This is a genomic window from Arthrobacter sp. HMSC06H05, assembly GCF_001807395.1.
GTDB lineage: Bacteria > Actinomycetota > Actinomycetes > Actinomycetales > Micrococcaceae > Pseudoglutamicibacter > Pseudoglutamicibacter albus.
Genome location: NZ_KV788974.1, coordinates 47066 through 69087, shown reverse-complemented (window position 1 = coordinate 69087; position 22022 = coordinate 47066). Strand labels below are relative to the sequence as shown.

Annotated in this window: 19 protein-coding genes; 13 read left to right on the top strand and 6 right to left on the bottom strand. The window is 62.1% G+C overall.

From position 1 onward, the window contains the following. Nucleotides 1-7 precede the first annotated feature (7 nt). The 3 genes from HMPREF3160_RS02040 to HMPREF3160_RS02030 all read left to right on the top strand — a co-directional run bounded on the left by HMPREF3160_RS02040 (nt 8) and on the right by HMPREF3160_RS02030 (nt 2826). Nucleotides 8-958, top strand: coding sequence for an energy-coupling factor ABC transporter ATP-binding protein (locus HMPREF3160_RS02040; protein ID WP_070506794.1), 951 nt, complete (start codon nt 8-10; stop codon nt 956-958). Then, complete coding sequence (locus HMPREF3160_RS02035; protein WP_035756543.1) at nt 958-1758, top strand: energy-coupling factor ABC transporter ATP-binding protein; 801 nt, start codon at nt 958-960, stop codon at nt 1756-1758. The genes HMPREF3160_RS02040 and HMPREF3160_RS02035 overlap by 1 nt, the downstream gene beginning before the upstream one ends. An 84-nt stretch (nt 1759-1842) precedes the next feature. Next, nucleotides 1843-2826 (top strand): nucleoside hydrolase, encoded by a 984-nt coding sequence (locus HMPREF3160_RS02030; RefSeq protein WP_035756542.1) that lies wholly within the window; start codon nt 1843-1845, stop codon nt 2824-2826. A gap of 177 nt (nt 2827-3003) precedes the next feature. On the opposite strand, the gene HMPREF3160_RS02025 is transcribed toward HMPREF3160_RS02030, so the two are convergent. Then, complete coding sequence (locus tag HMPREF3160_RS02025; RefSeq protein ID WP_035756541.1) at nt 3004-4164, bottom strand: hypothetical protein; 1161 nt, start codon at nt 4162-4164, stop codon at nt 3004-3006. Nucleotides 4165-4255: 91 nt separating this feature from the next. Here HMPREF3160_RS02025 and HMPREF3160_RS02020 point away from each other — a divergent pair, with 91 nt between their 5' ends. Next, nucleotides 4256-5188 carry a transporter substrate-binding domain-containing protein gene (locus HMPREF3160_RS02020; protein ID WP_083285298.1) on the top strand — a complete coding sequence of 311 codons (933 nt, stop codon included), beginning with the start codon at nt 4256-4258 and terminating at the stop codon, nt 5186-5188. 98 nt (nt 5189-5286) lie between these two features. On the opposite strand, the gene HMPREF3160_RS02015 is transcribed toward HMPREF3160_RS02020, so the two are convergent. From HMPREF3160_RS02015 to HMPREF3160_RS02005, 3 genes are read right to left on the bottom strand one after another with little or no spacing between them, the layout of a single operon-like run. Beyond that, nucleotides 5287-6078: an SIR2 family NAD-dependent protein deacylase gene (locus HMPREF3160_RS02015; RefSeq protein ID WP_070506791.1), complete on the bottom strand. Its 792-nt coding sequence runs from the start codon at nt 6076-6078 to the stop codon at nt 5287-5289. After that, nucleotides 6075-7088, bottom strand: coding sequence for a patatin-like phospholipase family protein (locus tag HMPREF3160_RS02010; RefSeq protein WP_035756540.1), 1014 nt, complete (start codon nt 7086-7088; stop codon nt 6075-6077). Before HMPREF3160_RS02010 ends, HMPREF3160_RS02015 begins: the two co-directional genes overlap by 4 nt. A gap of 8 nt (nt 7089-7096) precedes the next feature. After that, on the bottom strand, nt 7097-8566 hold the full coding sequence (locus tag HMPREF3160_RS02005; RefSeq protein ID WP_070506789.1) for an NAD-dependent succinate-semialdehyde dehydrogenase: 1470 nt from the start codon (nt 8564-8566) through the stop codon (nt 7097-7099). A 280-nt stretch (nt 8567-8846) separates the two neighbouring features. On the opposite strand from HMPREF3160_RS02005, the gene HMPREF3160_RS02000 reads away from it, so the two are divergent. Further along, entirely contained in the window at nt 8847-9449 is a 603-nt protein-coding gene (locus HMPREF3160_RS02000; protein WP_141739787.1) for a hypothetical protein, read from the top strand. On the opposite strand, the gene HMPREF3160_RS09565 is transcribed toward HMPREF3160_RS02000, so the two are convergent. Further along, nucleotides 9446-9751: a hypothetical protein gene (locus tag HMPREF3160_RS09565; protein WP_141739786.1), complete on the bottom strand. Its 306-nt coding sequence runs from the start codon at nt 9749-9751 to the stop codon at nt 9446-9448. The genes HMPREF3160_RS02000 and HMPREF3160_RS09565 overlap by 4 nt on opposite strands. A 16-nt stretch (nt 9752-9767) precedes the next feature. Further along, on the bottom strand, nt 9768-11738 hold the full coding sequence (locus HMPREF3160_RS01995) for an AAA family ATPase (RefSeq protein ID WP_083285292.1): 1971 nt from the start codon (nt 11736-11738) through the stop codon (nt 9768-9770). Nucleotides 11739-11879: 141 nt separating this feature from the next. On the opposite strand from HMPREF3160_RS01995, the gene HMPREF3160_RS09795 reads away from it, so the two are divergent. The 8 genes from HMPREF3160_RS09795 (at nt 11880) to HMPREF3160_RS01955 (ending at nt 21866) form a co-directional block, all read left to right on the top strand. Next, nucleotides 11880-14600, top strand: coding sequence for a choice-of-anchor M domain-containing protein (locus HMPREF3160_RS09795; protein WP_070506785.1), 2721 nt, complete (start codon nt 11880-11882; stop codon nt 14598-14600). 3 nt (nt 14601-14603) lie between these two features. After that, the gene (locus tag HMPREF3160_RS01985; RefSeq protein ID WP_083285289.1) at nt 14604-16352 is read left to right on the top strand and encodes a metal ABC transporter solute-binding protein, Zn/Mn family; all 1749 of its coding nucleotides are present in this window, start codon (nt 14604-14606) and stop codon (nt 16350-16352) included. Nucleotides 16353-16509: 157 nt separating this feature from the next. After that, nucleotides 16510-17622 (top strand): choice-of-anchor M domain-containing protein, encoded by a 1113-nt coding sequence (locus HMPREF3160_RS01980; protein WP_070506782.1) that lies wholly within the window; start codon nt 16510-16512, stop codon nt 17620-17622. After that, entirely contained in the window at nt 17615-18475 is an 861-nt protein-coding gene (locus HMPREF3160_RS01975) for an anchored repeat-type ABC transporter ATP-binding subunit (protein ID WP_083285315.1), read from the top strand. The genes HMPREF3160_RS01980 and HMPREF3160_RS01975 overlap by 8 nt, the downstream gene beginning before the upstream one ends. After that, nucleotides 18469-19377, top strand: coding sequence for an anchored repeat-type ABC transporter permease subunit (locus tag HMPREF3160_RS01970; RefSeq protein ID WP_070506777.1), 909 nt, complete (start codon nt 18469-18471; stop codon nt 19375-19377). The genes HMPREF3160_RS01975 and HMPREF3160_RS01970 overlap by 7 nt, the downstream gene beginning before the upstream one ends. Before the next feature lie 97 nt (nt 19378-19474). Continuing rightward, nucleotides 19475-20419 (top strand): LysR family transcriptional regulator, encoded by a 945-nt coding sequence (locus HMPREF3160_RS01965; protein ID WP_070506775.1) that lies wholly within the window; start codon nt 19475-19477, stop codon nt 20417-20419. Nucleotides 20420-20445: 26 nt separating this feature from the next. After that, complete coding sequence (locus HMPREF3160_RS01960; RefSeq protein ID WP_070506773.1) at nt 20446-21138, top strand: 3-oxoacid CoA-transferase subunit A; 693 nt, start codon at nt 20446-20448, stop codon at nt 21136-21138. A 62-nt stretch (nt 21139-21200) separates the two neighbouring features. Continuing rightward, complete coding sequence (locus HMPREF3160_RS01955) at nt 21201-21866, top strand: 3-oxoacid CoA-transferase subunit B (protein WP_370977373.1); 666 nt, start codon at nt 21201-21203, stop codon at nt 21864-21866. Nucleotides 21867-22022: the final 156 nt, after the last annotated feature.

Genomic DNA, 22022 nt, shown 5'->3' with positions numbered 1-22022 from the left:
GGTTCTTGTGAACATTGTTGAGCTGAAGAACGTTTCGTTTTCGTACACGCATCAGCAGGAGCGCGCGCTGGATGGCGTGAACCTTGAGCTGGCCGGGGGGAAGCTGTATGGCGTGGTGGGCAGCAACGCCGCAGGTAAGTCCACGCTGGCTTCCCTGATGCGTGGTTTGATCCCGTACTTCCACTCGGGTGATCTGGAAGGTGAGGTCTTCTTGTGGGGCCGCGCGCTTGAAGAGTGGTCGCCTGCCGAGTTGTCTCGCCGGATCGGTTACGTGTTCCAGAACCCGTTCACGCAGATCTCCGGTGTGCGTGAGACGGTGTTTGAGGAGATCGCTTTCGGTCTGGAGAACCTGGGGCTCACGCGCGAAGAGATTGTTGACCGCGTGCTGCAGGTCGCTGAGCGGATGGACCTGCTCCCGTTGTTGGAGAAGGACCCCAACGGTTTGTCGGGTGGTCAGCGTCAGAAGGTCGCGTTCGCTGCGGTGATCGCGATGGACGCTGACTTCATTGTGATCGATGAGCCGACCTCGCAACTTGACCCGGAATCCTCGGAAGAGGTTTTCCGGATCATCGCCCAGTTGAAGGAGCGCGGTAAGACGCTGGTTCTGGTTGAACACAAAGTGGACTTGCTCGCCGAATACGCTGATGAGCTGATCGTGATCGACAAGGGCCGTGTCACGGCCGCTGGTCCTGCGCGTGAAGTGTTTGCTTCGCAACAGCTGGTCGATGCGGATGTTCCGCGCCCGGAGGTCACGCAGCTTGCGTTCGCGTTGCGTGAGGCCGGTGTTGCTGTTGATCCGTTGCCGATCACGTGCGCGCAGGCGCTGGAGGCGTTCGCTTTCGTTGGTGGCGGCACAGCTACTGGTAGCACGGTTGCTGGCGGTGGCGTTGTGAACGGCACCGCGCTGGGTAACAACACGTCTGTTGATGGTGGTTTGAAGGGTGAAGGTGGCAACTGATGTCGATTGAATTGAAGGATGTCGCCTTCGAATATGACGAGCTCTCCCCGGTTCTGGCTGGGTTGAACATGTCGATCGCCGCGGGTGAGCGCGTTGCGATCGTGGGTCAGAACGGTGCTGGTAAAACCACCACGGTTAAGCTCATGAACGGCCTGCTGAAGCCTACGCGCGGTAGCGTTTTGGTCAACGGCACGGATACGGCGAAGATGACGAACGCGAAGATGGCGCAGACGGTTGCCTACGTGTTCCAGAACCCGGATGATCAGCTGTTCCAGTCGGACGTGTATTCCGAGCTCGCCTACATCCCGAAGTATCTGAAGTGGGGTAAGCAGGACACGGAGCAGCGTCTTGAACGCGCGATCTCGATGACGGGTATCCGCCCGTTCGTTGACGATAACCCGGCGGACCTGCCGTTCGCGATCAAGAAGTTCGTTGCGATCGCTGCCGTGTTGGTTCCGCGCGTTGATTTCGTGATTCTGGATGAGCCAACCGCGGGCCTTGACGGCCGCGGCCTCGAGATCCTGCAACGCATGCTGGACCGGCTGCATGCCGACGGCATCGGGGTCATCACCATCACCCACGACATGCGTTTCGTGGCTGACTCGTTTGACCGGGTGATCGCGATGGCGCACGGCAAGATCCAAGCGGACGGCACCCCATCGGAGGTTTTCTCCCGCGACGATGTCCTGGCTGAGTGCCGCCTACAGCGGCCAACTGCGGCCCGCATCGCACGGGAACTTGGCTTGGGCGATCACTTGGGTATCGAAGAGATCGCAGCCGCTATGACCGCTAAGAAATAGCCCCGGTAAGCAATAGACCGAGCAAGCAGTAGCCCTAGCAAGAATTACTCCTAACCTATTGACGGCGTTGAGCTGAGGAGGATCATGTCTACTTTTCCTGTTGTGATGGATGTTGATACCGGCATCGATGATGCGATGGCGTTGATGTATGCGGTGCGTAACCCGCATATGGATGTGCGTGCGGTGTCCACGGTGGCTGGCAATGTGTCGCTCAAGCAGGTTGTTGAGAACACGTTGAAGATCCTGGATCTGATGGGTGCCAGTGACATCCCGGTTGCCGCGGGTGCTGTGGCTCCACTGAATTCGCCGGCTCGTGACGCCTCTTACGTGCACGGCGCCGATGGCTTGGGTGGTGTCGAGTTGCCTGCGCCAACGCGTGAGCCTGTGGCTGAGCACGCGGTTGAGCTGATGCGCCGGACCATCATGGAGTCGGAGCAGAAGGTCACCCTGATCGCGTGCGCCCCGCAGACCAACCTCGCGTTGCTGTTGCGGATGCACCCGGAGGTCACGGAGAACCTTGAACGGATTGTGTTCATGGGTGGTTCCGCGAGCGTGGGTAACGCGACCCCGGTTGCTGAGTTCAACATCTGGCATGACCCTGAGGCCGCGGACATCGTCGTGAAGTCTGGCGTGCCTCTGGTCATGTATGGTCTGGATGTTTTCAACCACGTGGCTATCCCGGACGATGTGGTGGCTGGGTTGAAGGCCTCTGACCATCCGGTTGCGCGTGCCTTGGGTGGCATCGCGGGCTTCACATACGGCGATGATGAGGATGAACCGCAAGCGTATTCGTTGATCGGTGACGCCGGCGCTGTCGTGGCCGCGGTGCATCCGGAGATGTTCGTGTCTTCCGAGCACCGCATCGAGATCTCGTTGGCTGATGAGATCACGCGCGGGCAGACCGTGGTGGATCAGCGAGCCCAGGTGGGCGAGGACCGCCTGCACGGTAAGAAGATCGACGATATCCCGGTAGCTGAGGTCGTGTTCTCGGCGAAGGATGAGATGGAAGTGATCCGCGAATTCCTCGACGTAGTGCTCGAAGGCGAGCTCAAGGAACTCTACTCATAGACAGCGGTTCCTAGACAACGGAGCCTAGACGAAGAGTCCTAGACAACGGAGCCTAGGCAACGAGTCTCAGTCCCCGAGTCCTAGTTCACTGGCCGGTCAGCTAGATGGTTAGCTGACCGGCCAGTGTGCTGGTTATGTAGTTACTTGGTCGTGCGGAACCCACTGGGGTTGCGGAACTTATTTCGATTTCTTTGACCAGGTGCCGCAACCCATCGAGGTGAAGTAGTCGCCTTCGCGCAGGTCAACGGTGGGGGTGCCCTTATCGATGGAACGGGAGAACTTCACATTCGAATAGCTGGAGTCTGAATAGACCGCGTAGATGCAGCGTTGTTTCACACCGGATTTGGTGCGGTAGGTGCCGGATGGGATGTCGTCGCCGACTTTCCAGCGGCCGCTACTGCTTGCCGGGCGGGACGTGATCTTGATGTCTTTGTCGAGCTTCTTGCGATCCTTTTTGAGTTTCTCTTGGTCCTTCTTGAGCTTCGCGCGATCTTTCTTCAGCTTCCGCTGATCACTTTTCAGCTTGTCGTGTTCTTTTTCTTGGTCTTTCTGTTGCGCGTTGAGTCCGCTCTCTTCGTCTTCGTAGGACGAGATGGTTTGCTCGAGCTCTTCGCGTTCCTGCTCACCCTTGGCCGCGCGGGAATCAACCTGGGACTTCTCGGAGGCGAGCTTCAAGTATTCCTCGGAGCGGGTCGGGTCTGGTGCGAGCGCAGTTTTGCTCAAGATCACACCGCCACCGATGCCCAATAGCGCCGCCAGCACAGTTGCGATCACCATGTTCTTGCTCGGCTTGCCCGACGTGCGGGTTGAGGAAGCCTCTGCCTCCTCTGTTGAGGCGGAGGCCATGAGCCCTGCCGCGGTCACGCCGGCGGCAACACTGGTGGCGCGGGCGGCATCGTTATCGTCTTCGTCGCTGAGGTAGTCGTTAGAGGCAGGCGCGGTGACCGCGGCGTAGTTCGCGGTGTCGAAGGTCGCGGGGGAGTCTGAATACCACATCTCGGAGTCGAGGCCCTGGTATTCGTTGGTCGGCTCTGCCTCATCGAGTGCGGCTTGGCCCTTGAACGCGTCTAACGGCAAAGGAGCAGGCGGCGTTGAGTCGGCCGGGGCGGATTCCGTTGGCTCAGAATCAGCGGGCTTGGATGCTGAGTCTTCCGGTGCGGAGTCCTGGGCGGCGGAATCCTTGTCGACATCGGGTGTGGACCCTGCCGGAGCTTCGGGTGCGGGGTCCTTAGGGGTTGGAGGCAATGCTTGGGTAGCGTCGTCCTCAGGGCCAGGCGGAGGTGGGAAGGCCGGCTGGTTCGGCTTTGCCGCCTCGTCAGGACGTGAAGAATCAGACATTGTTCCATCCACATTCATAACGATGACACATTACTAACTCTCCATTGTGGCCTGTTGACAGCGATATTGCATAGCCGGGTAAAGTTCCGGCATGACGTACATCACATCGCCACAGAAGAAAAAGATCATCCCCGCAGTCCTCGCTGCCCCGGCTATTTTGGCGCTCGTCGGTGCACTGAGCGGATGCGGCAGTACAGGCCCGGCAAAAGACACAACCGAGCAGAGCAGCACTGAGCAGAGCGGGCAGGCACAGAACACAGGGGAACAGGGCAGTGGGGAGCATGAAGAGCCGGAATCGCGGCTGGCTTCCATCAAGAAAGACGGCGTCATCACGGTCTGCACAACGGGGGACTATGCACCGTTCACGGTTGAAAAGGATGGAAAATTCAGCGGGATTGATGTGAATTTGGCTGAGAAATTCGCCGAAAACTTAGACGTCAAGGTTGAGTTCGTTGGGACTGAATGGAAGAACCTTATGCCGGACTTCCTCAGCAAATGCGATATGGCGGTCGGCGGTATCTCCGTGAATGATGAGCGCGCAAAGAAAGTTGATTTCAGTACGTCGCTACTCAAGGACGGCAAGACGCCGATCGCACGCTGCGAAGACAAAGACAAAGACAAATACAAAAGCATCGAACAGATCAACAAGCCCGGCGTGGTGAGCATCATGCCGGAAGGCGGAACCAACCAGGAATTCGCGAAGAAAAACTACCCGAAAGGCACGCTGAAAACTCACGACAACAAAACGATCTTCGACGAGATCGTCAAAGGCAACGCTGACGTCATGACGACCGACCGCGCCGAAGTTCTCTACATCGACGAGAAGTATCCGGAACTATGCGCGACTAACCCGGATCGTCCATTCGACCAGTTTGATAAGGCATTCATGTTGCCCAAGGGCGACACTGAATTCAAGAAAGCCGTGGACGATTGGCTCGAAACGAGCTTCAAGGACGGAACCTACCGCAAGATCGAAGAACCGTGGGTAGGCGACCAGGAACTCAGTTACCGTACAGAGAAGTAGCCTCCGTGAAGCCACCCCGAGCAATAGCCTGTCACGTGGCCTTGGCAGTAGCTCCACGGTGCCTGCGGTGGGCCTCACCAGAGGCTGGGTTGTTCCGGCTAGGTTGCTGCGGCGATAAGGCAGGGGAGCACATCCTGGATGGGGTCGTTGACCACGGCGTCAGCGATCGAATCGAACGGGGTCGGTTCCGCGTTGATAATCACGACCTTCGCACCGCACTCGGCAGCCAACGGAACCAGGCCAGCAACCGGGTACACCGTGAGGCTCGTACCAATCGCGAGCACCACATCGCACGCTCGGGCCAGCTCGATGCTCGCCTGCATCGTCTCCTGATCCAGGGTTTCCTCAAACAAGATCACCGTCGCGCGAGTAATGCCACCGCACTCAGGGCACCGCGGATCAGTATCGCCGGCATGAACACGAGCGATCATCTCCGCCATCGGGCCTTCAACGCCGCAGTCCTCGCACCGCCACCGCCGCTGATTCCCATGAACCTCATGCACCAACTCCGGCGAGTTGCCCGCCACCAAATGCAACCCATCCGTGTTCTGCGTGACAAGACCGGCCAACCGGCCCGAACGCTCCAATGCAACGAGCGCGGCATGCCCAGGGTTCGGTTGCGCCTTCAACGCGACCGAATCGGCACGCGCCTGCCACGCCTTACGGCGCACCACCTCATCACCCAAATACCACGACAACGTAGAGATGCGTTCCGCCTCCGGGTCCTGAGTCCAGCGGCCCTGTGGGCCACGGAAATCAGGGATGCCCGATGCGGTCGAGACACCCGCGCCCGTCAACGCAAGCACACGCTTCGCCCCCGCGAGCACGCCGACCGCGGCATCGAAAGCATCAACATCGAAGTTTTCAGAGCCAGATTCTGGAGGGATCATTCGGGTACGGTTCCTGTCGCGTCGTCGCCTTTGAGCCATTCGCGCACGGCTTCGTGGCCGCGGTCGATGAGTTCTTCGTTGTCGTCGCTGTCGAGGTTGAAACTGATCGACGTGTACGGTGCGGTGTCGATCACGATCACGTTCTGGCCGATCTCCTCATTGTCGAGGCGGCGGGTCTCCCGTCCCTCCAAAACGACCTGGCCCAACGCGCGCAACTGCGCCATCGGTTTACGTACCGACTCCAACTGTTCCTTGCCGGGGGTGCGCGGCGTTAAGTTGATGCCGATGGTCGGCCAGTCAGCTTCCTTCTCCTCGTTATTGGCCAACAGTTTGATTGGGAAGTTAGAAACCAGGCCGCCATCCGCGAACGTGACCGTTCCGCGTTCACCCGTGATCTCGACAGGCTGGAACACGCCAGGTAGAGCGGCGGAAGCGTGCACAGCATCGGCCACTGAAATCTCGTCCGGATCCAAGCCGTAGTCCTCGGCGTCCCACGGGAACACGGCCATCCGGCGCTGGCTGAGGTCGGTTGCGATCGTCACGAAACCGTAGCGGTGCGTGATGTCCTCATCAGCGTACGGGGAACCATCACGGCGGAAGTCGCCGAACTTTTCCGTCCCCAGGTCTTTCATGACTCCGGCGACCCACGAGTTCATGTAACGGCCCGGGTGCATACCGCCGTAGCGCATCAACCGGTACGGGATCGCCAGCTTAGACAGCGGACCGAACTTGCTCGCGATCGGCCCCGCATCCAGGATCTTACTGAAATCGAAAGAGGTCACCAGATCAGCGAACTTATCTAGGCCCTCACCCGAATGCTTCAAAGCGGCAAGCAACGCGCCCGCAAGTGAACCGGACGAGCAGCCGATAATCCGCTCAAACGTATAACCCGCGGCACGCAACTCATCCACCGCGCCAGCCAACGCAACAGCTTTCGCCCCGCCACCTTCAATCACCAGGTCGACCGGCTGCGGGGCTAGCCGCGCCTCCCTGAACGTTGCTTCAGACACGTCCCCGGTTACACCGCCATCGTGATGAGTTTTTCGATCTGGTATTCCTCAATGCCGTTGTGGCCGCCTTCCTTACCCAGCCCGGAAGCCTTCACACCACCGAACGGGGCGGCAGGGTCAGCCACGGCAGGGCGGTTCAGACCAACCATGCCCACCTCGAGCGCTTCAGCCGCGCGCATCGCCTGCATAATGTCCTGCGAATACACGTAGGCGACCAAACCGAAACGGGTGTCGTTGGCGATCCGGATCGCTTCCTCATCAGAATCGGCGATATACAGCGACGCGACGGGCCCGAAGATCTCGGTTGTCGCGATATCGGAATCCAGTGGCGCGTTCTCAACCACGGTCGGGTTCAAGAAATAACCGTCACCCTCGGGGCAGTCGCCACCGGCCAGAACCGTGGCGCCCTTCTCCTGCGCATCCGCAAGCAAGCCTTGCACGCGGTCGCGCTGCTGGTCTGAGACCAGCGGCCCCACCGTCGTGTCCGGATCTGTCCCAGCACCCACGCGCAGGCGGGCGACCTCCTCGAGGAAGATCTGCTTGAACTCATCGGCAACATCCTTGTGCACGATGATGCGGTTGGCAGAAATACACACCTGGCCTGCGTTGCGGAACTTCAAGCCCGCGGCGCCTTTAGCGGCCCAACGCACGTTGGCCTTGGACAAGACGAGGAACGGTCCGTTGCCACCCAACTCCATCGAGGAGGCCATGACGTTATCGGCCGCCTGCTTCAAAAGCTGGGTACCCACCGGGGTTGAGCCCGTGAAAGAGACCTTCCGCAGCCGCTCATCCGTCATGAGATCCGCGGACTGGGCCGGGGCATCCACGGTTGGCACGAGGTTCACAACACCGGCCGGTACACCGGCTTCGTGGAGGATCTGAACGAACAGCGACATCGTCAACGGCGTCAGATCAGACGGCTTGAGCACCACGGTGCAACCCGCGGCGAGCGCGGCGCCGGCTTTGCGGGCGCCCATCGAGACAGGGAAGTTCCACGGGGTCACCAGGTAGGAGGGGCCTACCGGTTGGTAGGTGGTGATGATGCGGTAGCCGCCTTTCGGGGCGGGGGCGAAGTTGCCGGTTTGGTGTTGGACTTGTTCGGAGAACCAGCGCAGCATGTCTGCGGCGTCGGTGGCTTCGGTCTTGGCTTCGCGTAGTGGCTTGCCCATCTCCGTGGCGATCACGTGGGCGATGTCATCGGCACGTTCCAGGATCAGTTCGTAGGCTGCGCGGAGGATGTCGGAGCGCTCCCGGGTTGTTGTGGCGCCCCATTCTTTCTGTGCCGCAACAGCGGCATCTAGGGCGCGGCGCGCGTCTTCGACTCCCGCATCGGCCACCTGCGTGATCTCCTTAGCTGTGGCCGGGTTCAGTACAGGAAACGATGCGCCACTGGCGGCCGCTGTCCACTCGCCGTCGATGAACAGGCCGGTCTGGACGTCGAAAGAACCATTCGGGCTGGTGAAGGATACAGAAGTCATACATTGAGTCTCCCACGTCGCAGTCGCACACGTCACCCACGCGTCACACCTGCGGAACTGTATGTGAACTGTGGGTGTCATTGTGTACTTATTGCACGCGTTTCCGCGAATACACGGGGTTCACCTGCCTACAATGGTCAACAGCAAAAACACAGCAGCACGGATAACGGTGGCAGCCGGCGCTGGGTGACGGTGGTAGCCGTTGGGTAGCGGTGGCAGCCGTTGGGCAGTGGTGGTGGCGCAGTATCGTAAGCACGCAGCGAGGGAAGCGGGGAGAGGGATGTCTCGTTCACCTATGGCCTCGACGTGGCGTACCGATTCCCGTGCCGTGCAGCTGCATAAGTCGGTGCGGGTGACGGTCGGTTCGATCGTTACTAACCTGATCCCTACCGCGATCGTTGCGTTCTTTGTCTATACCTCGGTTGCGGGCGCGGCCGTGGGTAAAGCCCTCATGTATATAGGTATCCCGTTGGGTGGCTTGATTTTCCTGATCGCGATCGGTGGGGCCGTGGTCGCGCTCGTCGTGGCTTATACTGAACGCCGCCGCATCCGGGGCGAATCGGGAACGCATGTGGCAAGCAACGGCTCCAGTACAGAGGTGACGGGGGCTCGGATCCCTATGCTGCGCCTCTGGATCCTGCTGGTGGTGACGGTAGCGGTGACGGTTTCCCGCATTATCGCTAACTGGTGGTTCTTCGAAACCAACGGGGCGGGTTCCGCGGCACGCACCGAGGTAGGGCCAGGCCCTGTGGTTCTGACTTCGTGGATTCTCTATATCCTCGCCACGGTCGTAGCGTTCTGGACGTTCTTTGGGGTCCGCCGCTACGAAGACGCCGTAACGCTACCGGCTGATACGGCGGGATCAGAGCGGGGAGCCAGCTAACTTTCCATGGCGGCTAGGGCCGTGAGGAAGTCCGCGAGCGATACCATCGGTGTTCCGTACTTGCGTGCGTTGCGCGCCTTGCCTGATTCGCTGTTGATGTCCGCGAGCACTAAAAGGTCGGTGCGGGTTTTCGTGACGTTCGCGCTCGTGACGAAACCGCGTGCCTCGATGAACTTCGCGAACACGTCCCTATCCCACGCCTTCCCCTCCAGCGTGATGCTGCCGGTGAACGCGATCCGCGCCCCCAGCTTCAGGATGTCTTTGAGCGCGGGGCCGGCAGCTGGCGGCTCATAGGGGATCACGACGCCGTACTCCGCCTCAATGCTGCGTTTCAGTTGCTCTGTGGCCGGCCCGAGCGTGCGGCCGGCAAGCCGCGCTGCCAAGTGCTCGGTGTGCGCCCGCGTCATCCTCCCGCCCGCCGGTACGAATGTCAGGGGTTCGGGGGTTGCTGCTGGGTGCGGCGGCGTGGGAATCTGCGGCAGTGTTGGAGGCGGAGACCGTGTCAGACCGGGCGGCGCGGGTGAGCAGGTAGCCCGAGGATGTGGTGTGTTCCCATGCGGTCCACGGGTCCGGATCGCCAGGCGCCTCGCTCGTTTCGACGAAGAGCGGCATGCGTTCCAGGACGCCGAGGCGGCGGAGCTCGAAGTCGATCAGCCCACGCAGAGTATCCGCGTTTGTGGCCACGACTGTCCTGCCCTCAAGCAGTGGACCGAGCCCGGTCAACGCTTGCGCCGTATCCGGGGCGAGGGTCAGCATGTCCGCATCAATCCCGTGCGTTGCCGCCGCATCTCCTAAGTCACGGCCGGGGTTCACCAGGGTTGAAGCCTGGCCTCCATCCGATGTGACTACCGAGACCTCGAGCGGCCGCGGACGCCAGCCTCGACCTGCGTCCCCCACCGTGAGGACCGTGAGGAAGGCAAGCCCACCATCGTAAGCAGTGTTGCCGGGCCCAGGGTTACTGTTGGGTCCAGTGTTGTCGCCTCGGTTCAGGACGCGTTGGCTGCGCAGGAAGCGACGTAGCGAGGGGGCTACTTGGATGTCTTTCGGGAGTACGGTTCGCCGCAAAACCAGCCCCTCCAGCGAACGCACGCGGGAGAGCGCGACATAGAGTTGACCGTCGGTGAACATGCCGCCGCGGATGTCGACGATCGCGCGTTCGAGGGTTTGGCCTTGGGCTTTGTGGATGGTGATGGCCCACGCGAGCCGCATGGGTAGCTGCCGGAACGTGCCCTGCACCGTGTTGGATAGCCGGCCGCTCTCGAGTGCGATAGGGGAGAGGACTTCCCACGTGTAGGGCCGGGCGATGAACATGTCCCCGCCGGGTGTCGCGACGGCGGCCCACGGTTCGCCGTCTTTGTCCCAGCCGAGGTCTGTGATTTCGCCGAGGGTTCCGTTGACCCACCTGTCCAGCGGGTCGTTGACCACCATCATGACTTGCGCGCCGATCCGCAGCTGAAGTTCGTGCGGGACGGGCGGGTCGAAACCGGTAAGGTCGCCCACGGTATCGGCATCGGAGGTGAGTGAGAACGTAGCGAGCTTTTCGAGTTCGCGCCGGTTTGCGGCATCGGCCATCCGGTTGGTGGTGGTCAGGGTCATCCACGGTTCGTCGGCGGGTGGTGTGAAGTGCGGGTCGACGCGTTCGTTGAGTTCCGCGAGCCCGCGCTGGGTCAGCGAGCCATCACGCACTCCGTTGAGTAGTTCCGTGAACCGGGAGCCGTGCTCTTGCCGGAACACGTGGCTGAGCTCGAAAACCGGGAAAGAATTCTCCGGGAAATGCCGCGCGGAAAAGAAATAGGGGCTGCCGTAGTCCCGCTCAAACTGTGCTTGTTCGGTCGGGGCGACGACGGGCGGCAGCTGATACACGTCCCCCACCAGAACCAGCTGGACCCCGCCGAACTGCTCGCCAGGCCTCGGCCCATACAGTTCCAGCGCGGCGGCGAGCGCATCGAACAGATCGGCCCGCACCATCGAGGCCTCATCGATCACCAGAACATCCAGTTGCTCAAGCACTTCACGATGCGCGGCCGGCGAATAGCGCGGCGAACGGACGAACTCCTCCGTCACCCCGGGCCGGAAACTGAACAGCCGATGCAGGGTCAGCCCGCCGACGTTCAACGCCGCCATCCCCGTGGGGGCGGCAACCAGCACGTTGCGTGTGGTCTGCTCCATAAACAGCCGCACGAGCGTGGACTTGCCCGTGCCTGCTTTACCCGTGATGAATGCGTGATTGCCCACCTGAAGATGGTTGAGCGCGGCCCTCAACTCCGGGGTCATCACGATGCCAGACATGCCCCGATCCTATCCGTGCCAGTTGCGTGTGGGCGGAGGCCGGGTGTGCGAAGCCGGGGCGAGTGTGGTAGGAATGTATAGCTATTGCAAATGAGTCTCAATAGCAATAACGGTATTCTTCTCACTAGAAAGCGCACAGCCATGCCGCCACTAGGGACACCAGGGAATCAGCTTCCCGCCACCAACTCCGCTGAACGAGTCAGCGCTGACACACGTACCAGCGCCGATACCTTCAGTGCCGCCTCGCGTTCTGCTGACGTAGCTTCCAGCACCAAACAATTCGCCGCCAAGGGCGCGAAGGCCCGCATTGCCTCAACCACGGGTGTGTTGGCCCTGCTGTTGGCGGGAATCTCGCCGGTAGCGGCCGCGCACGCCAACACCGCGCCAGCCAACACGGCCGCGGCCCAGACCTCGGTTGCAGGTTTGGGTGCTCATAACGCAACTACGGGCTTGGCCGCCTATAACAGCGCTACGGTTCCGGCTGCGGACCACCTGATCCTGGAGGCGGGCCACGTTGATGCGTTCAATGTCACCGCATCGAACGGTGCTTTGAAGCTCAACCTCAAAGAAGACGTCACTGGCTCCCATGTACACCGCGACCCGTCCAAGGTTGAGCTACATGTCAAGGATGCCGCTAAGCGGGACATCCCAGCAGGCTGGCCGGGTGCTGGGCAAAGCTATTTCTTGCCGCAAACCCAAGACCACAATCTGCTCTGGCCGGGGTGGGACACCCTCGGGACCCAGGGCGGCGGGGTCGGTAAGCACGTGGATCTCGTGTTCACCTCTGTCCAAGGCCCGGGCAAGGTGTACTTGTTTGGGACTAACGGTTTCGGGCAGATGAGCCCACTTTTGAAGAACGGCGCAACCCAACTCACAGCGGGTGCGGTGCGCGAACAAACCTATCCGGCCCATACCCACGCGAACTGGGCCTTCACCAAACCGGGCCTGTACAAGATCACGCTCAAAGCACGTGGAACCCAAACCAGCTCCGGGGCGATCATCGAATCCCCGGCGCAGACCTACTACTTCACCGTAGGCTCCGCCCACAAGGGAACAGCGTTCACCAAACCGGCACCCGCACCAGCACCTGCGCCGACACCAACGCCGACGCCGAAGCCGGCTCCGGAGAAACCAAAACCGGCACCGAAGCCAAAACCAGCGCCGAAACCGACGCCTCAACCAACTCCGACGCCAGCTCCTGAGAAGCCAACGCCAGCGCCAGCGCCGTCTGAGTCAGCCAAGCCGACCCCAGCGCCAGCTCCGGAGAAACCAAAACCGGCACCGGAAAAGCCGAAGCCGAAGCCGGCGCCGAAACCGGAACCATCTGAGTCGGCCTCGCCTGAGAAGCCAGCACCGAAGCCAAAGCCTGAGAAACCGGCGCCGAAGCCAGAGAAAACGGCCCCAGCGAAGCCAGCCCCTGAGAAGCCAGCGCCAGCGCCGGGCACCGGAGAAGCTCCTGGCGACGCTGCGCCACAAACGCCGGGTGATGCTGCGCCGCAGGCACCCGCTCCAGAAGCTCCGGCTCCAGGTGCGCAACTTCCAGGCGCGCAGGCTCCAGGCGCCCCGGCCGATGTGCCAGCACCAGTCGCGCCAGCTCCAGCGCCAGTAGCGCCTGCTGCGCCGGCGACCCCGGAGTGCACCCCGGTCGAGGAACCACGTGAGGCAACGCAGGCCGAAATCGATGCGGCCACATCGTCCGAGGATTCCACGGCAGAAGATTCCGAGGCGGAGGATTCCAAGACGGAAGACTCCACAGCCGAGGGTTCCAAGGGCTCTAAGGGCTCAACGGCCGACCGTTCCGCAACTACCGGCGGCGTCACCAGGGGCGGCACCAGCCTGTTCTCCGTGGCGGGTCTGCTGCCGACGTCACGGGTCAGCGGCAGTGTGACCATCCCAGCGAACTCGCACGTGCACCCGAACTGGGTGTTCTCCAAGCCGGGTTCCTACACGGTACAGATCCGGCAGAGCGCAACACTCAAGAGCGGTGGGACCGCCTCAGCACGCGCAACGCTGCGTTTCAACGTCGGCCCAGGTGCCGCCGGTGTGACGGGCGGGCACTTCGACCTCGGTTCGCAACTGAAAGGCTCCACCCTCAAGGCTTCCCTCAAAGACGACCGTAAACAGCCGGCCGCGTGGGTTGAGCCAGGTTCGCTTTCTTTCGCGCTCGGTGATGCCGCACGCACTTCCGCCCCGGCAGGCATCGACTTCGTAGCCCCGCAAGGCTCCAACGTGTGGATGGTCCCATCCACACAGATCCCAGGCGTGCCGTGGATCGGCGCGAACACAATGCACCCATCCCTCAAAAACACCACCGGACCGGTTACATGGACGCTGGAATCCGTGTCCGGCCCCGGCAACGTAGCCGTGTTCACCTCCGGGAACTTCGGTCAAATCGTCGGCCAACGCTGGTTCCACTCCACCGCAAGCACCCCAACGCCAGGCCAGAAACCAAGCCAGCCACAGGGTGCCAAGCCAGGCCAGCCTGAACAGCAAGGCACAGGCCAGGGCGCAGACAAGGGCCAGGGTGCAGGCGGCGGCGCAGGCCAAGGTGAAGGTTCAGATGCGGCAGGTGGCACATCGGACGCTGGGGGATCCGCACCCAAGGTGACGGTGCCCGGGATCGCGAAAGACCAGGCCTCCGCCAAGGAAGGCCAGCTGTTCAAGAAGGACGGCAAGGTCATGATCATGGACACCGTGGGCCGCACCGCGGACGGCCAGCCGTGCGCACTGCCGGACGCTGGCGGGGCATCGCTGGCCCGCACCGGCGTCGATGCCGCACAGCTCGGCGCTGCCGGTGGCCTACTGACGGTGATCGGTGCGGCAGCGTTCATGCTGTACCGCCGTGCACGCCGCGCGGAGTAACGCGTGCGCGGACACCAACCGGATAACAGCCAGCCCGCCCCCAACGGGCCGGCACATACGCGGGGGCTCTCGCGGCGAACGTTCATCACGCTCGCCGCGGGAGCCGCCGCCGCGGCTGTTTTCCTCCCCGGCACAACAAGCCGCGGCCTCACCTCCGGCGGGCTGCGGATCGTCGCAACCACCGGAATCCTCGCCGACCTGACCCGAAACGTAGTCGGACCCGATGTGCACGTCAGCGCTTTGGTGCCCGAAGGCGCTGACCCGCACTCCTTCGAACCCACACCACGTGCGATGCGCGACATCGCCCTAGCCGACCTCGCGTTCTCCAACTACCTCATGCTGGAAGAACAATCCATCATCCGCGCGATCGACGCCAACATTGGCGCGGACGCAACCCACATCGCGCTCGCCGAAGAAGCCTCCGGCTACGGCGCCGAAATCATTCCACTCGTTGAGTCACGATCCCTCGACGCGGTCTGGCTCGGTTTGCGAGTCGCGACCGCCAATGGCGCGGGGACCCGCCGCGGTGATGCGACAAGGCTCGGGCTGGTATCGGCGGAGGGCCCGGGGACGGTGTTCGCGTTCGTGACGGGAACGTTCGGGCGGCCAGAGAAAGTCTTCGACTCCTCGCTGCCGGACAACGCACGCGAGAACATCACGAACCTGCCGCCCGGCGCCCACACCCATATGTCGTGGGCGTTCACCGAACCGGGCATCTATACGCTTTCCTTCCGCGCCACACCTGCCACAAGCGGGGCACTCGGCAATAAGCCAAGCGGGACGCTTGGCAACAACTCAGGCGGGACACTCGGCGGCGAGGCCCGCGGCGCCGGTGCTGATACGGCCTCACCGGATGCCGCCGATGCTTCGGGTGCGGTGGTCTCGACGTTGCGGATCGCGGTGGGCGTGAGCCCTGAGGATGCCATCGCAGACATGCCGGCGGGGGTTGCGGGGGCGGGGCCGCGCATCGTGGGCAAGGGGCATGCGGACATCACGGTGGATACAGCGAAGCGGCGGCTCGTGTTGCGTGTGGATGAACCGCAACCGGAGGACATTCCGTTGGAGAACACGGTGATCCATGTGCCGCCGAAAGCGCTACAACCGATCCCGGCTGACCCGGCGTTCAGGTTCATCGGCCGCCCCGGTACTGATGTGTATCAGCTGCCGCAAGCGGTGCTCGGTAAGCATGTTCACGGCGAAATCGACCCGCATTTGTGGCATGACGTGAGCAACGCGCAAGCCTATGTTGAGGTGATCCGCGACCAGGTGATCAAGAAAGATCCACGAAACGCGTCCCGTTACCGCGGCAACGCATCGGCCTATATCGCCCGGTTGGACGAGGTCGATGACTATGTGACGCGTTCCATCGCCTCCATTCCGGAACGCAACCGGAACCTCGTCACAACACACGAGGCCTACGGGTATCTCGCGAACCGGTATGGGCTGGATGTTGCGGGGTCGGTTTCACCCTCGCCGGGGCAGGAGCCATCGCTGGCTGAACGCCGCAGGCTCGCTGCGACCCTGCGTGACCTCAACGTCCCGGCCGTTTTCATCGAACAAACCGCGGGCGGCACCGCTCAATCCTTGCGGGACGCCGCGCAACTGGCCGGGGTGGGCGTCGCGCCGATCTGGGGTGACGCATTCACCCCCGGAGTCAACACATACGAACTCTTGATGCGCGCCAACGCTGACTCGCTCGCGCGTTCACTCGGAGGCAAACCCCTAGGTGAGCACGATGCGCCCGGCCGCTAACTGCGCACCGGCGCTGGCCCCGTTGCATGTTGGCGGCCGCCGCCACTTGCCGCCGGGCCCGGGCCTAACTGCCGCTTGCCGTCAGCCCCGGGCCTAACTGGCGACTGCTGCTGACCCTACTCACTGCTGAAATCTGGAATTAATAAGGACACTCACGATGCTGAAGTTACATACGCCACCGCATACAGCCGCGCCTGCAGCACACAGCGGATTGCCTCGGCTGTCCGCGTTTTTGCTAACCGGTGCGCTCGCTTTTGCGCTTGCTGTTGTTGGGGTTCTCGCGGGGGTTTTCGGGCAGGTTCCTGCCGCGCACGCTGAGCCGTCCTCGGATGATCCAGCACTCGAGCAGACGGTGGAATCGGATGAACGCACCGTCACGGGCGAGGCCGCGGTTTTGGATGTGGGGCACGCTGATCTAGGGATGCGCCGCGTGGATGGCAAGTGGGTTATGCAAGTGCGTGATGACCGGACTTCCCCTGCGGTGTGGCGCAACCTCGAAGACGTTGTGATCCAGGTGCATGACGCCGGTAAGCAACAGATCCCGGAAAGCGGCTACGAATTCACCGGCGCGAAAGGCGGGGATGAGGCCTGGGTTGTTCCTCAGGTGGAGATTTCCGGTGTGGTGTGGCTCGGCTGGAACACCCAGGACCCCGAGCTCATCAAACACGCAGACCGCGGCGTGACCATGAAGTTCAGCAAAGCAACCGGACCCGGGCAGATGACCCTGTTCCTGCAACCCGGTAACTTCGGTGACCCGCAGCTACTGGTGGATAGCTCCAACCTCGCCGAACACAACAGCGTGTTCATCGAGAAGAACACGCACACGCACGCGAACTGGGTCTTCACACGCCCCGGCCAGTACACGGCCCAGCTCACGATGACCGCCGAAGACAAGGACGGTAAGAAGGTCTCCGCCTCAGGTTCGCTCGTGTTCGCGGTAGGGGACTCCACGAACACCGAAGAGGCGCTCGCCGCGGCCAAGGAAACCAACAGCGCCACTGGCAAGCATGCGGTGGGAGAGGCCGCCGGGCACGATGCGGCAGGCGACGATGCAGAGAACGATGGTGCGAACAACGGGGCCGGCGACAGCAAGTCGGCCGATGCCGCAGCCGATGCGGGCGAGACCAAGCCTGCAGGCGCGTCGTTGGCGTGGTGGCTTGCCGGTGGCGCCGCCGTCGTGATCGCGGCGGGCGTGGCTGTTGGCGTGGTGGTGCAACGCAAGCGCCGCGCAACCGAGGCGGAAGTGTGGGGTAGCGGTGCCGGTGAGTGAGAATAACGGCATCGCGGTGCTTGAGGGCCGCGATGTGTGCGTGAATTTGGGGCAGCGGCCCGTGTTGGAGCACGCCTCGATCACCGCTTCCGCTGGTGAGATCCATGTTTTGCTTGGCCCGAATGGTGCGGGTAAAACCACGTTGATGCGTGCGTTGCAGGGGCTGGTTCCGTTAGCGGGCGGTTCGGTGAGTGTGGCTGGCCGTTTGGGTTATGTTCCGCAACGCCACGACATCGACTGGACGTTCCCTGTGACCGCAGCGGACGTGGTGCGGCTCGGTCTGGTGCGTTCGGTTTCCCGCTGGCGTCGCCTCAGTGTGGGGCATATGAAGCGGGTTGCGCACGCGTTGGAGCGGGTTTCGATGACGCACTTACGAAACCGTCCGATCTCGGAGATGTCTGGTGGGCAGCGGCAGCGGGTCATGATCGCTCGCGCGCTGGTTCTAGAGCCGAGCGTCTTGTTACTCGATGAGCCATTCACGGGGCTGGATATGCCTACCCAGGAAGAACTGTCGGTTTTGTTCGTTGAGCTTGCGCGGCAGGGCGCGGCGATCGTGATGTCCACGCACGATCTCAGCCACGCCCTGACCATCGCCGACCGTGTCACGCTCCTGAACCGCACCGTGATCGCTAACGGCCCACCACACGCACTCGGCGATCCGGGGCTTTGGCAACGCACCTTCCAAGTCAGTGAAGCCTCGCCACTGCTCACCCAAGTCGGCGCCTTCACCGGCGCCGCTGCGGAGGCAGCAACCGCGCCGGAAGTAACAACAGGATCGGAGGCTGCCTTCACATCGGCCCCAGCCACCGCATCGGAGGCTGCAGTCATACAAGAAGGGGTGCGCTCATGCTGACGCCGTTGGATTTTCTACAGGATCTGTTCAACCCGCAGCTCGCGTTTCTGCCGAAGGCGCTGGTGGTTGCGACGTTCTCGGCACTGGTGTGCGCGGTGGTGGGCACGCACGTGGTGTTGCGGGGGATGACGTTCATGGGGGACGCGATTTCGCATGCCGTGTTCCCGGGGCTTGCGGTGGCGTTTGTGTTGCAGGGTTCGCTGCTGTGGGGCGGGCTGATCGCTGGGGTGCTGACCGCGGTTCTGATCGCGGTGTTGAGTCAGAATGAGCGGCTGCGTTCGGATACGGTGATCGGTATTTTGATGGTCACGATGTTCGCGATCGGCATTGTGGTGATGTCTCGCGCGCCCGGCTATTCGGGAAGCTTGAGCACGTTCTTGTTTGGTTCGTTGACCGGTATCCCGGATTCGGCGCTGGTGACCACGGTGCTCGGGTCCGTGCTGATCCTCGCTGTTTTGGCGGTGTTCCACCGTGATTTGGTGATGGTGGGGCTGGACCGCGGTTACGCTACGGCGATCGGGATGCGGGTCATGGCGTTGGATATTGTGTTGGCGGTTGTGGTGACCTTCGCGGTGGTCATGAGTGTGCAGACGATCGGCAACATCCTGGTGATTGCGCTTCTGGTGACCCCGGCGGCGGCCGCGCGGATGGTGTGCGACAGGATGGTTCCGATGATGCTCACCGCCGCGTGCTTTGGTGTGCTGGGTGCGTTCGTGGGGATCTATGTTTCGTGGGCTGTTGACCTGCCGACGGGTGGCGCCGTAGTGCTGGTGTGCGCGGTGATTTTTGTGTTGGCGTGGCTTTTGGGGCCGCGCCATGGGGTGCTCGCCCGACAGCGCGGTGTGCGTGAACAGAACGGCCTGGGAAGCGTCCGCGCGGGTGCAGCGGCGACCGACGCCTAGATTTATCTCGTGCGCTTATCAATCCACTCCAAATATATATTTCAGTTCCTATTGATTGCTCCTTATTCTTAAAGAAGAGTTATCAAAGGAGGTGGCCGTGGAAATCAAAGCGTTGAGGTACTTCACGGCAGTGGCTGAAACCCTCCACTTCGGCGAGGCCGCGATGCGGTTGCATATCGCTCAGCCCGTACTTTCGCAGACGATCGCCCGGCTAGAAAAAGAACTCGGCACAACACTGCTGAACCGTACTACCCGCAAGGTTGAACTCACGGACGCTGGCGCGTACCTGAACCGGGAGGCCCGCCGCGTTCTGGCCGATGTGGATTCGATGTTCGCTGGTGTGCGCAACATCGCCGGCGGCTCGGCAGGCATCATCCGCATCGGGTTCACCGGAACCACGGGTTTCGCGCAGCTGGCTCGCATCAAACAAGCCGTGGGTGAAGCCCTACCGAACATCACGCTGGAAGTGCACACTGACCTGCTCACTCCGGCCCAGCTTGAACGGATCCGCAACGGCCAATTGGACATGGGGATTCTGCGTGGCCACACATCGGACCCTGAGCTGGAAACCTATCCGTTAGGAACCGAGAAGCTCGTGGCAGCGATGCCGGAAGGGCACCGGCTTGCATCCGTAGAAGGCGAGCTCGCCCTCAAAGAATTCGAGGAAGAGCACTTCATCGCGTTCGGAGACCCGCGCTCCAACGTCAACGCCCGTGCAGCAGCGAGCTGCCATGCCGCGGGATTCACCCCGCACATCGCGCACACCGCCCCAGGCACGGCAGGGCTACTCGCGTTGGTTGCCGCGGGAGCTGGGGTCGCGTTCATCCCCGAATCAGTGCAAGCCCTACGTCCGCAGGGTGTGGTGTTCAAGTCCGTGCCGGAAACCCTGCCGACTGACCTCGCACTCGTGACCCGCGCCGGAACATCCAGCCCCGTAGTGAAGCACGTCATCGAAGCGCTCGTGGACAACGACGTCGTCAGCGCCGACGCAGACAATCCAGACCGACTCAACAACAAACAAGTTCCCGTAACGCAGGCTTAGGTAGGACTCACTGAAGGGAGATCGATGTGGCACAGACACGGTTCCATGAATCCGCGCTCGCCGCAGTAGAAGGCATCAAGGACGGCTCGACTGTTCTGATTGGCGGTTTCGGTATGGCGGGGATGCCCGTCACGCTGATTGACGCGCTGATTGAGCAGGGGGCGAGCGACCTCACGGTCGTATCGAACAACGCTGGTAACGGTTATACGGGGCTCGCGGCCCTGTTGCAGGCGGGACGCGTACGCAAGATGGTGTGCTCGTTCCCACGCCAATCCGATTCCTACGTGTTCGATGAGCTCTACCGCGCGGGCAAGGTCGAGCTTGAGGTGGTGCCGCAGGGCAACCTCGCCGAGCGTATGCGTGCCGCTGGTGCCGGCATCGGCGCTTTCTTCTGCCCAACCAGCTACGGAACCCCGCTCGCAGAAGGTAAGGAAACCCGCGAGATCGACGGCCGTAATTATGTGCTGGAGTACCCGATCAAGGGCGATGTGGCGCTGATTCACGCGGAGACCGCGGACAAGATGGGCAACCTCGTGTACCGGAAGACGGCCCGGAACTTCGCGCCAGTCATGGCGACCGCCTCGACCCGCACGATCGTTGAAGTCAACAACGTGGTTGAGGTGGGCGAACTGGACCCAGAGAACATTGTGACCCCGAAGATTTACACCGACGACGTCCTCGACTTGTCGGCCCTGCCAAAGGAGGAGACCGCAGCATGAGCCAGGACAACGTGAAAAATGAAGCTGTAGGCGCTGGTGGTACTGACGTGGAGGGCGCTGGCGTGGCGCGCGGCACGGTTGAGCACACGGACCGCGGCCCACTGGAGAAGACCGAGATGGCGCAGATGGTGGCGCGGGACATCCCGGATCACTCGTTCGTGAACTTGGGTATTGGGCAGCCGACGCTGGTTGCGGACTACCTGGATGCTGATTCCGGCGTGACGCTGCACACGGAGAACGGGATGCTCGGCATGGGCCCGGCCGCTAAGGAGGATGAGGTTGATGAGGAGCTCATCAACGCCGGCAAGATTCCAGTGACCGAGTTGCCGGGGGCGAGCTTCTTCCATCACGCGGATTCGTTCGCGATGATGCGCGGCGGCCACCTGGATGTGTGTGTTCTGGGTGCGTTCCAGGTTTCCGGTGGCGGCGACTTGGCGAACTGGTCCACGGGCGCCCCGGATGCGATCCCTGCGGTGGGTGGCGCTATGGACTTGGCGATCGGCGCGAAGGATGTGCTGGTCATGATGACGCTGTTCACCAAGGACGGCAAGCCGAAGCTGGTCCCGGAATGCACCTACCCGTTGACCGGTACGGGCTGTGTTTCCCGCGTGTACACGGACCTCGCGATCTTCGACCTGACCGACGACGGCGTGGTTGTTCTGGAGACGTTCGGCACGAGCTTCGACGAACTTCAGGAAGCCCTCGACATCGAACTCAAGCGAGCATAGTTAGCGCTTGATGAGTTAGCGGTCTATTAGTTAGTCCACGAGGCGGCCACGGGGCCGGCTTGGTTGCGTACCAAGCCGGCCCCTTTGTTGTTGTTCGTATAGGATTCAGAATGTTGTGTTGTAGGTCACATTGTGGTCGCGCTGTTGAGGGGCTGC

Excerpts from the sequence above, each read along its gene's own strand:
- HMPREF3160_RS02035 (WP_035756543.1), top strand. The coding sequence starts at position 958 with ATGTCGATTGAATTGAAGGATGTCGCCTTCGAATATGACGAGCTCTCC.
- HMPREF3160_RS02030 (WP_035756542.1), top strand. The coding sequence starts at position 1,843 with ATGTCTACTTTTCCTGTTGTGATGGATGTTGATACCGGCATCGATGAT.
- HMPREF3160_RS02025 (WP_035756541.1), bottom strand. The coding sequence starts at position 4,164 with ATGTCTGATTCTTCACGTCCTGACGAGGCGGCAAAGCCGAACCAGCCG.
- HMPREF3160_RS02020 (WP_083285298.1), top strand. The coding sequence starts at position 4,256 with ATGACGTACATCACATCGCCACAGAAGAAAAAGATCATCCCCGCAGTC.
- HMPREF3160_RS02015 (WP_070506791.1), bottom strand. The coding sequence starts at position 6,078 with ATGATCCCTCCAGAATCTGGCTCTGAAAACTTCGATGTTGATGCTTTC.
- HMPREF3160_RS02005 (WP_070506789.1), bottom strand. The coding sequence starts at position 8,566 with ATGACTTCTGTATCCTTCACCAGCCCGAATGGTTCTTTCGACGTCCAG.
- HMPREF3160_RS02000 (WP_141739787.1), top strand. The coding sequence starts at position 8,847 with ATGTCTCGTTCACCTATGGCCTCGACGTGGCGTACCGATTCCCGTGCC.
- HMPREF3160_RS01995 (WP_083285292.1), bottom strand. The coding sequence starts at position 11,738 with ATGTCTGGCATCGTGATGACCCCGGAGTTGAGGGCCGCGCTCAACCAT.
- HMPREF3160_RS09795 (WP_070506785.1), top strand. The coding sequence starts at position 11,880 with ATGCCGCCACTAGGGACACCAGGGAATCAGCTTCCCGCCACCAACTCC.
- HMPREF3160_RS01980 (WP_070506782.1), top strand. The coding sequence starts at position 16,510 with ATGCTGAAGTTACATACGCCACCGCATACAGCCGCGCCTGCAGCACAC.
- HMPREF3160_RS01970 (WP_070506777.1), top strand. The coding sequence starts at position 18,469 with ATGCTGACGCCGTTGGATTTTCTACAGGATCTGTTCAACCCGCAGCTC.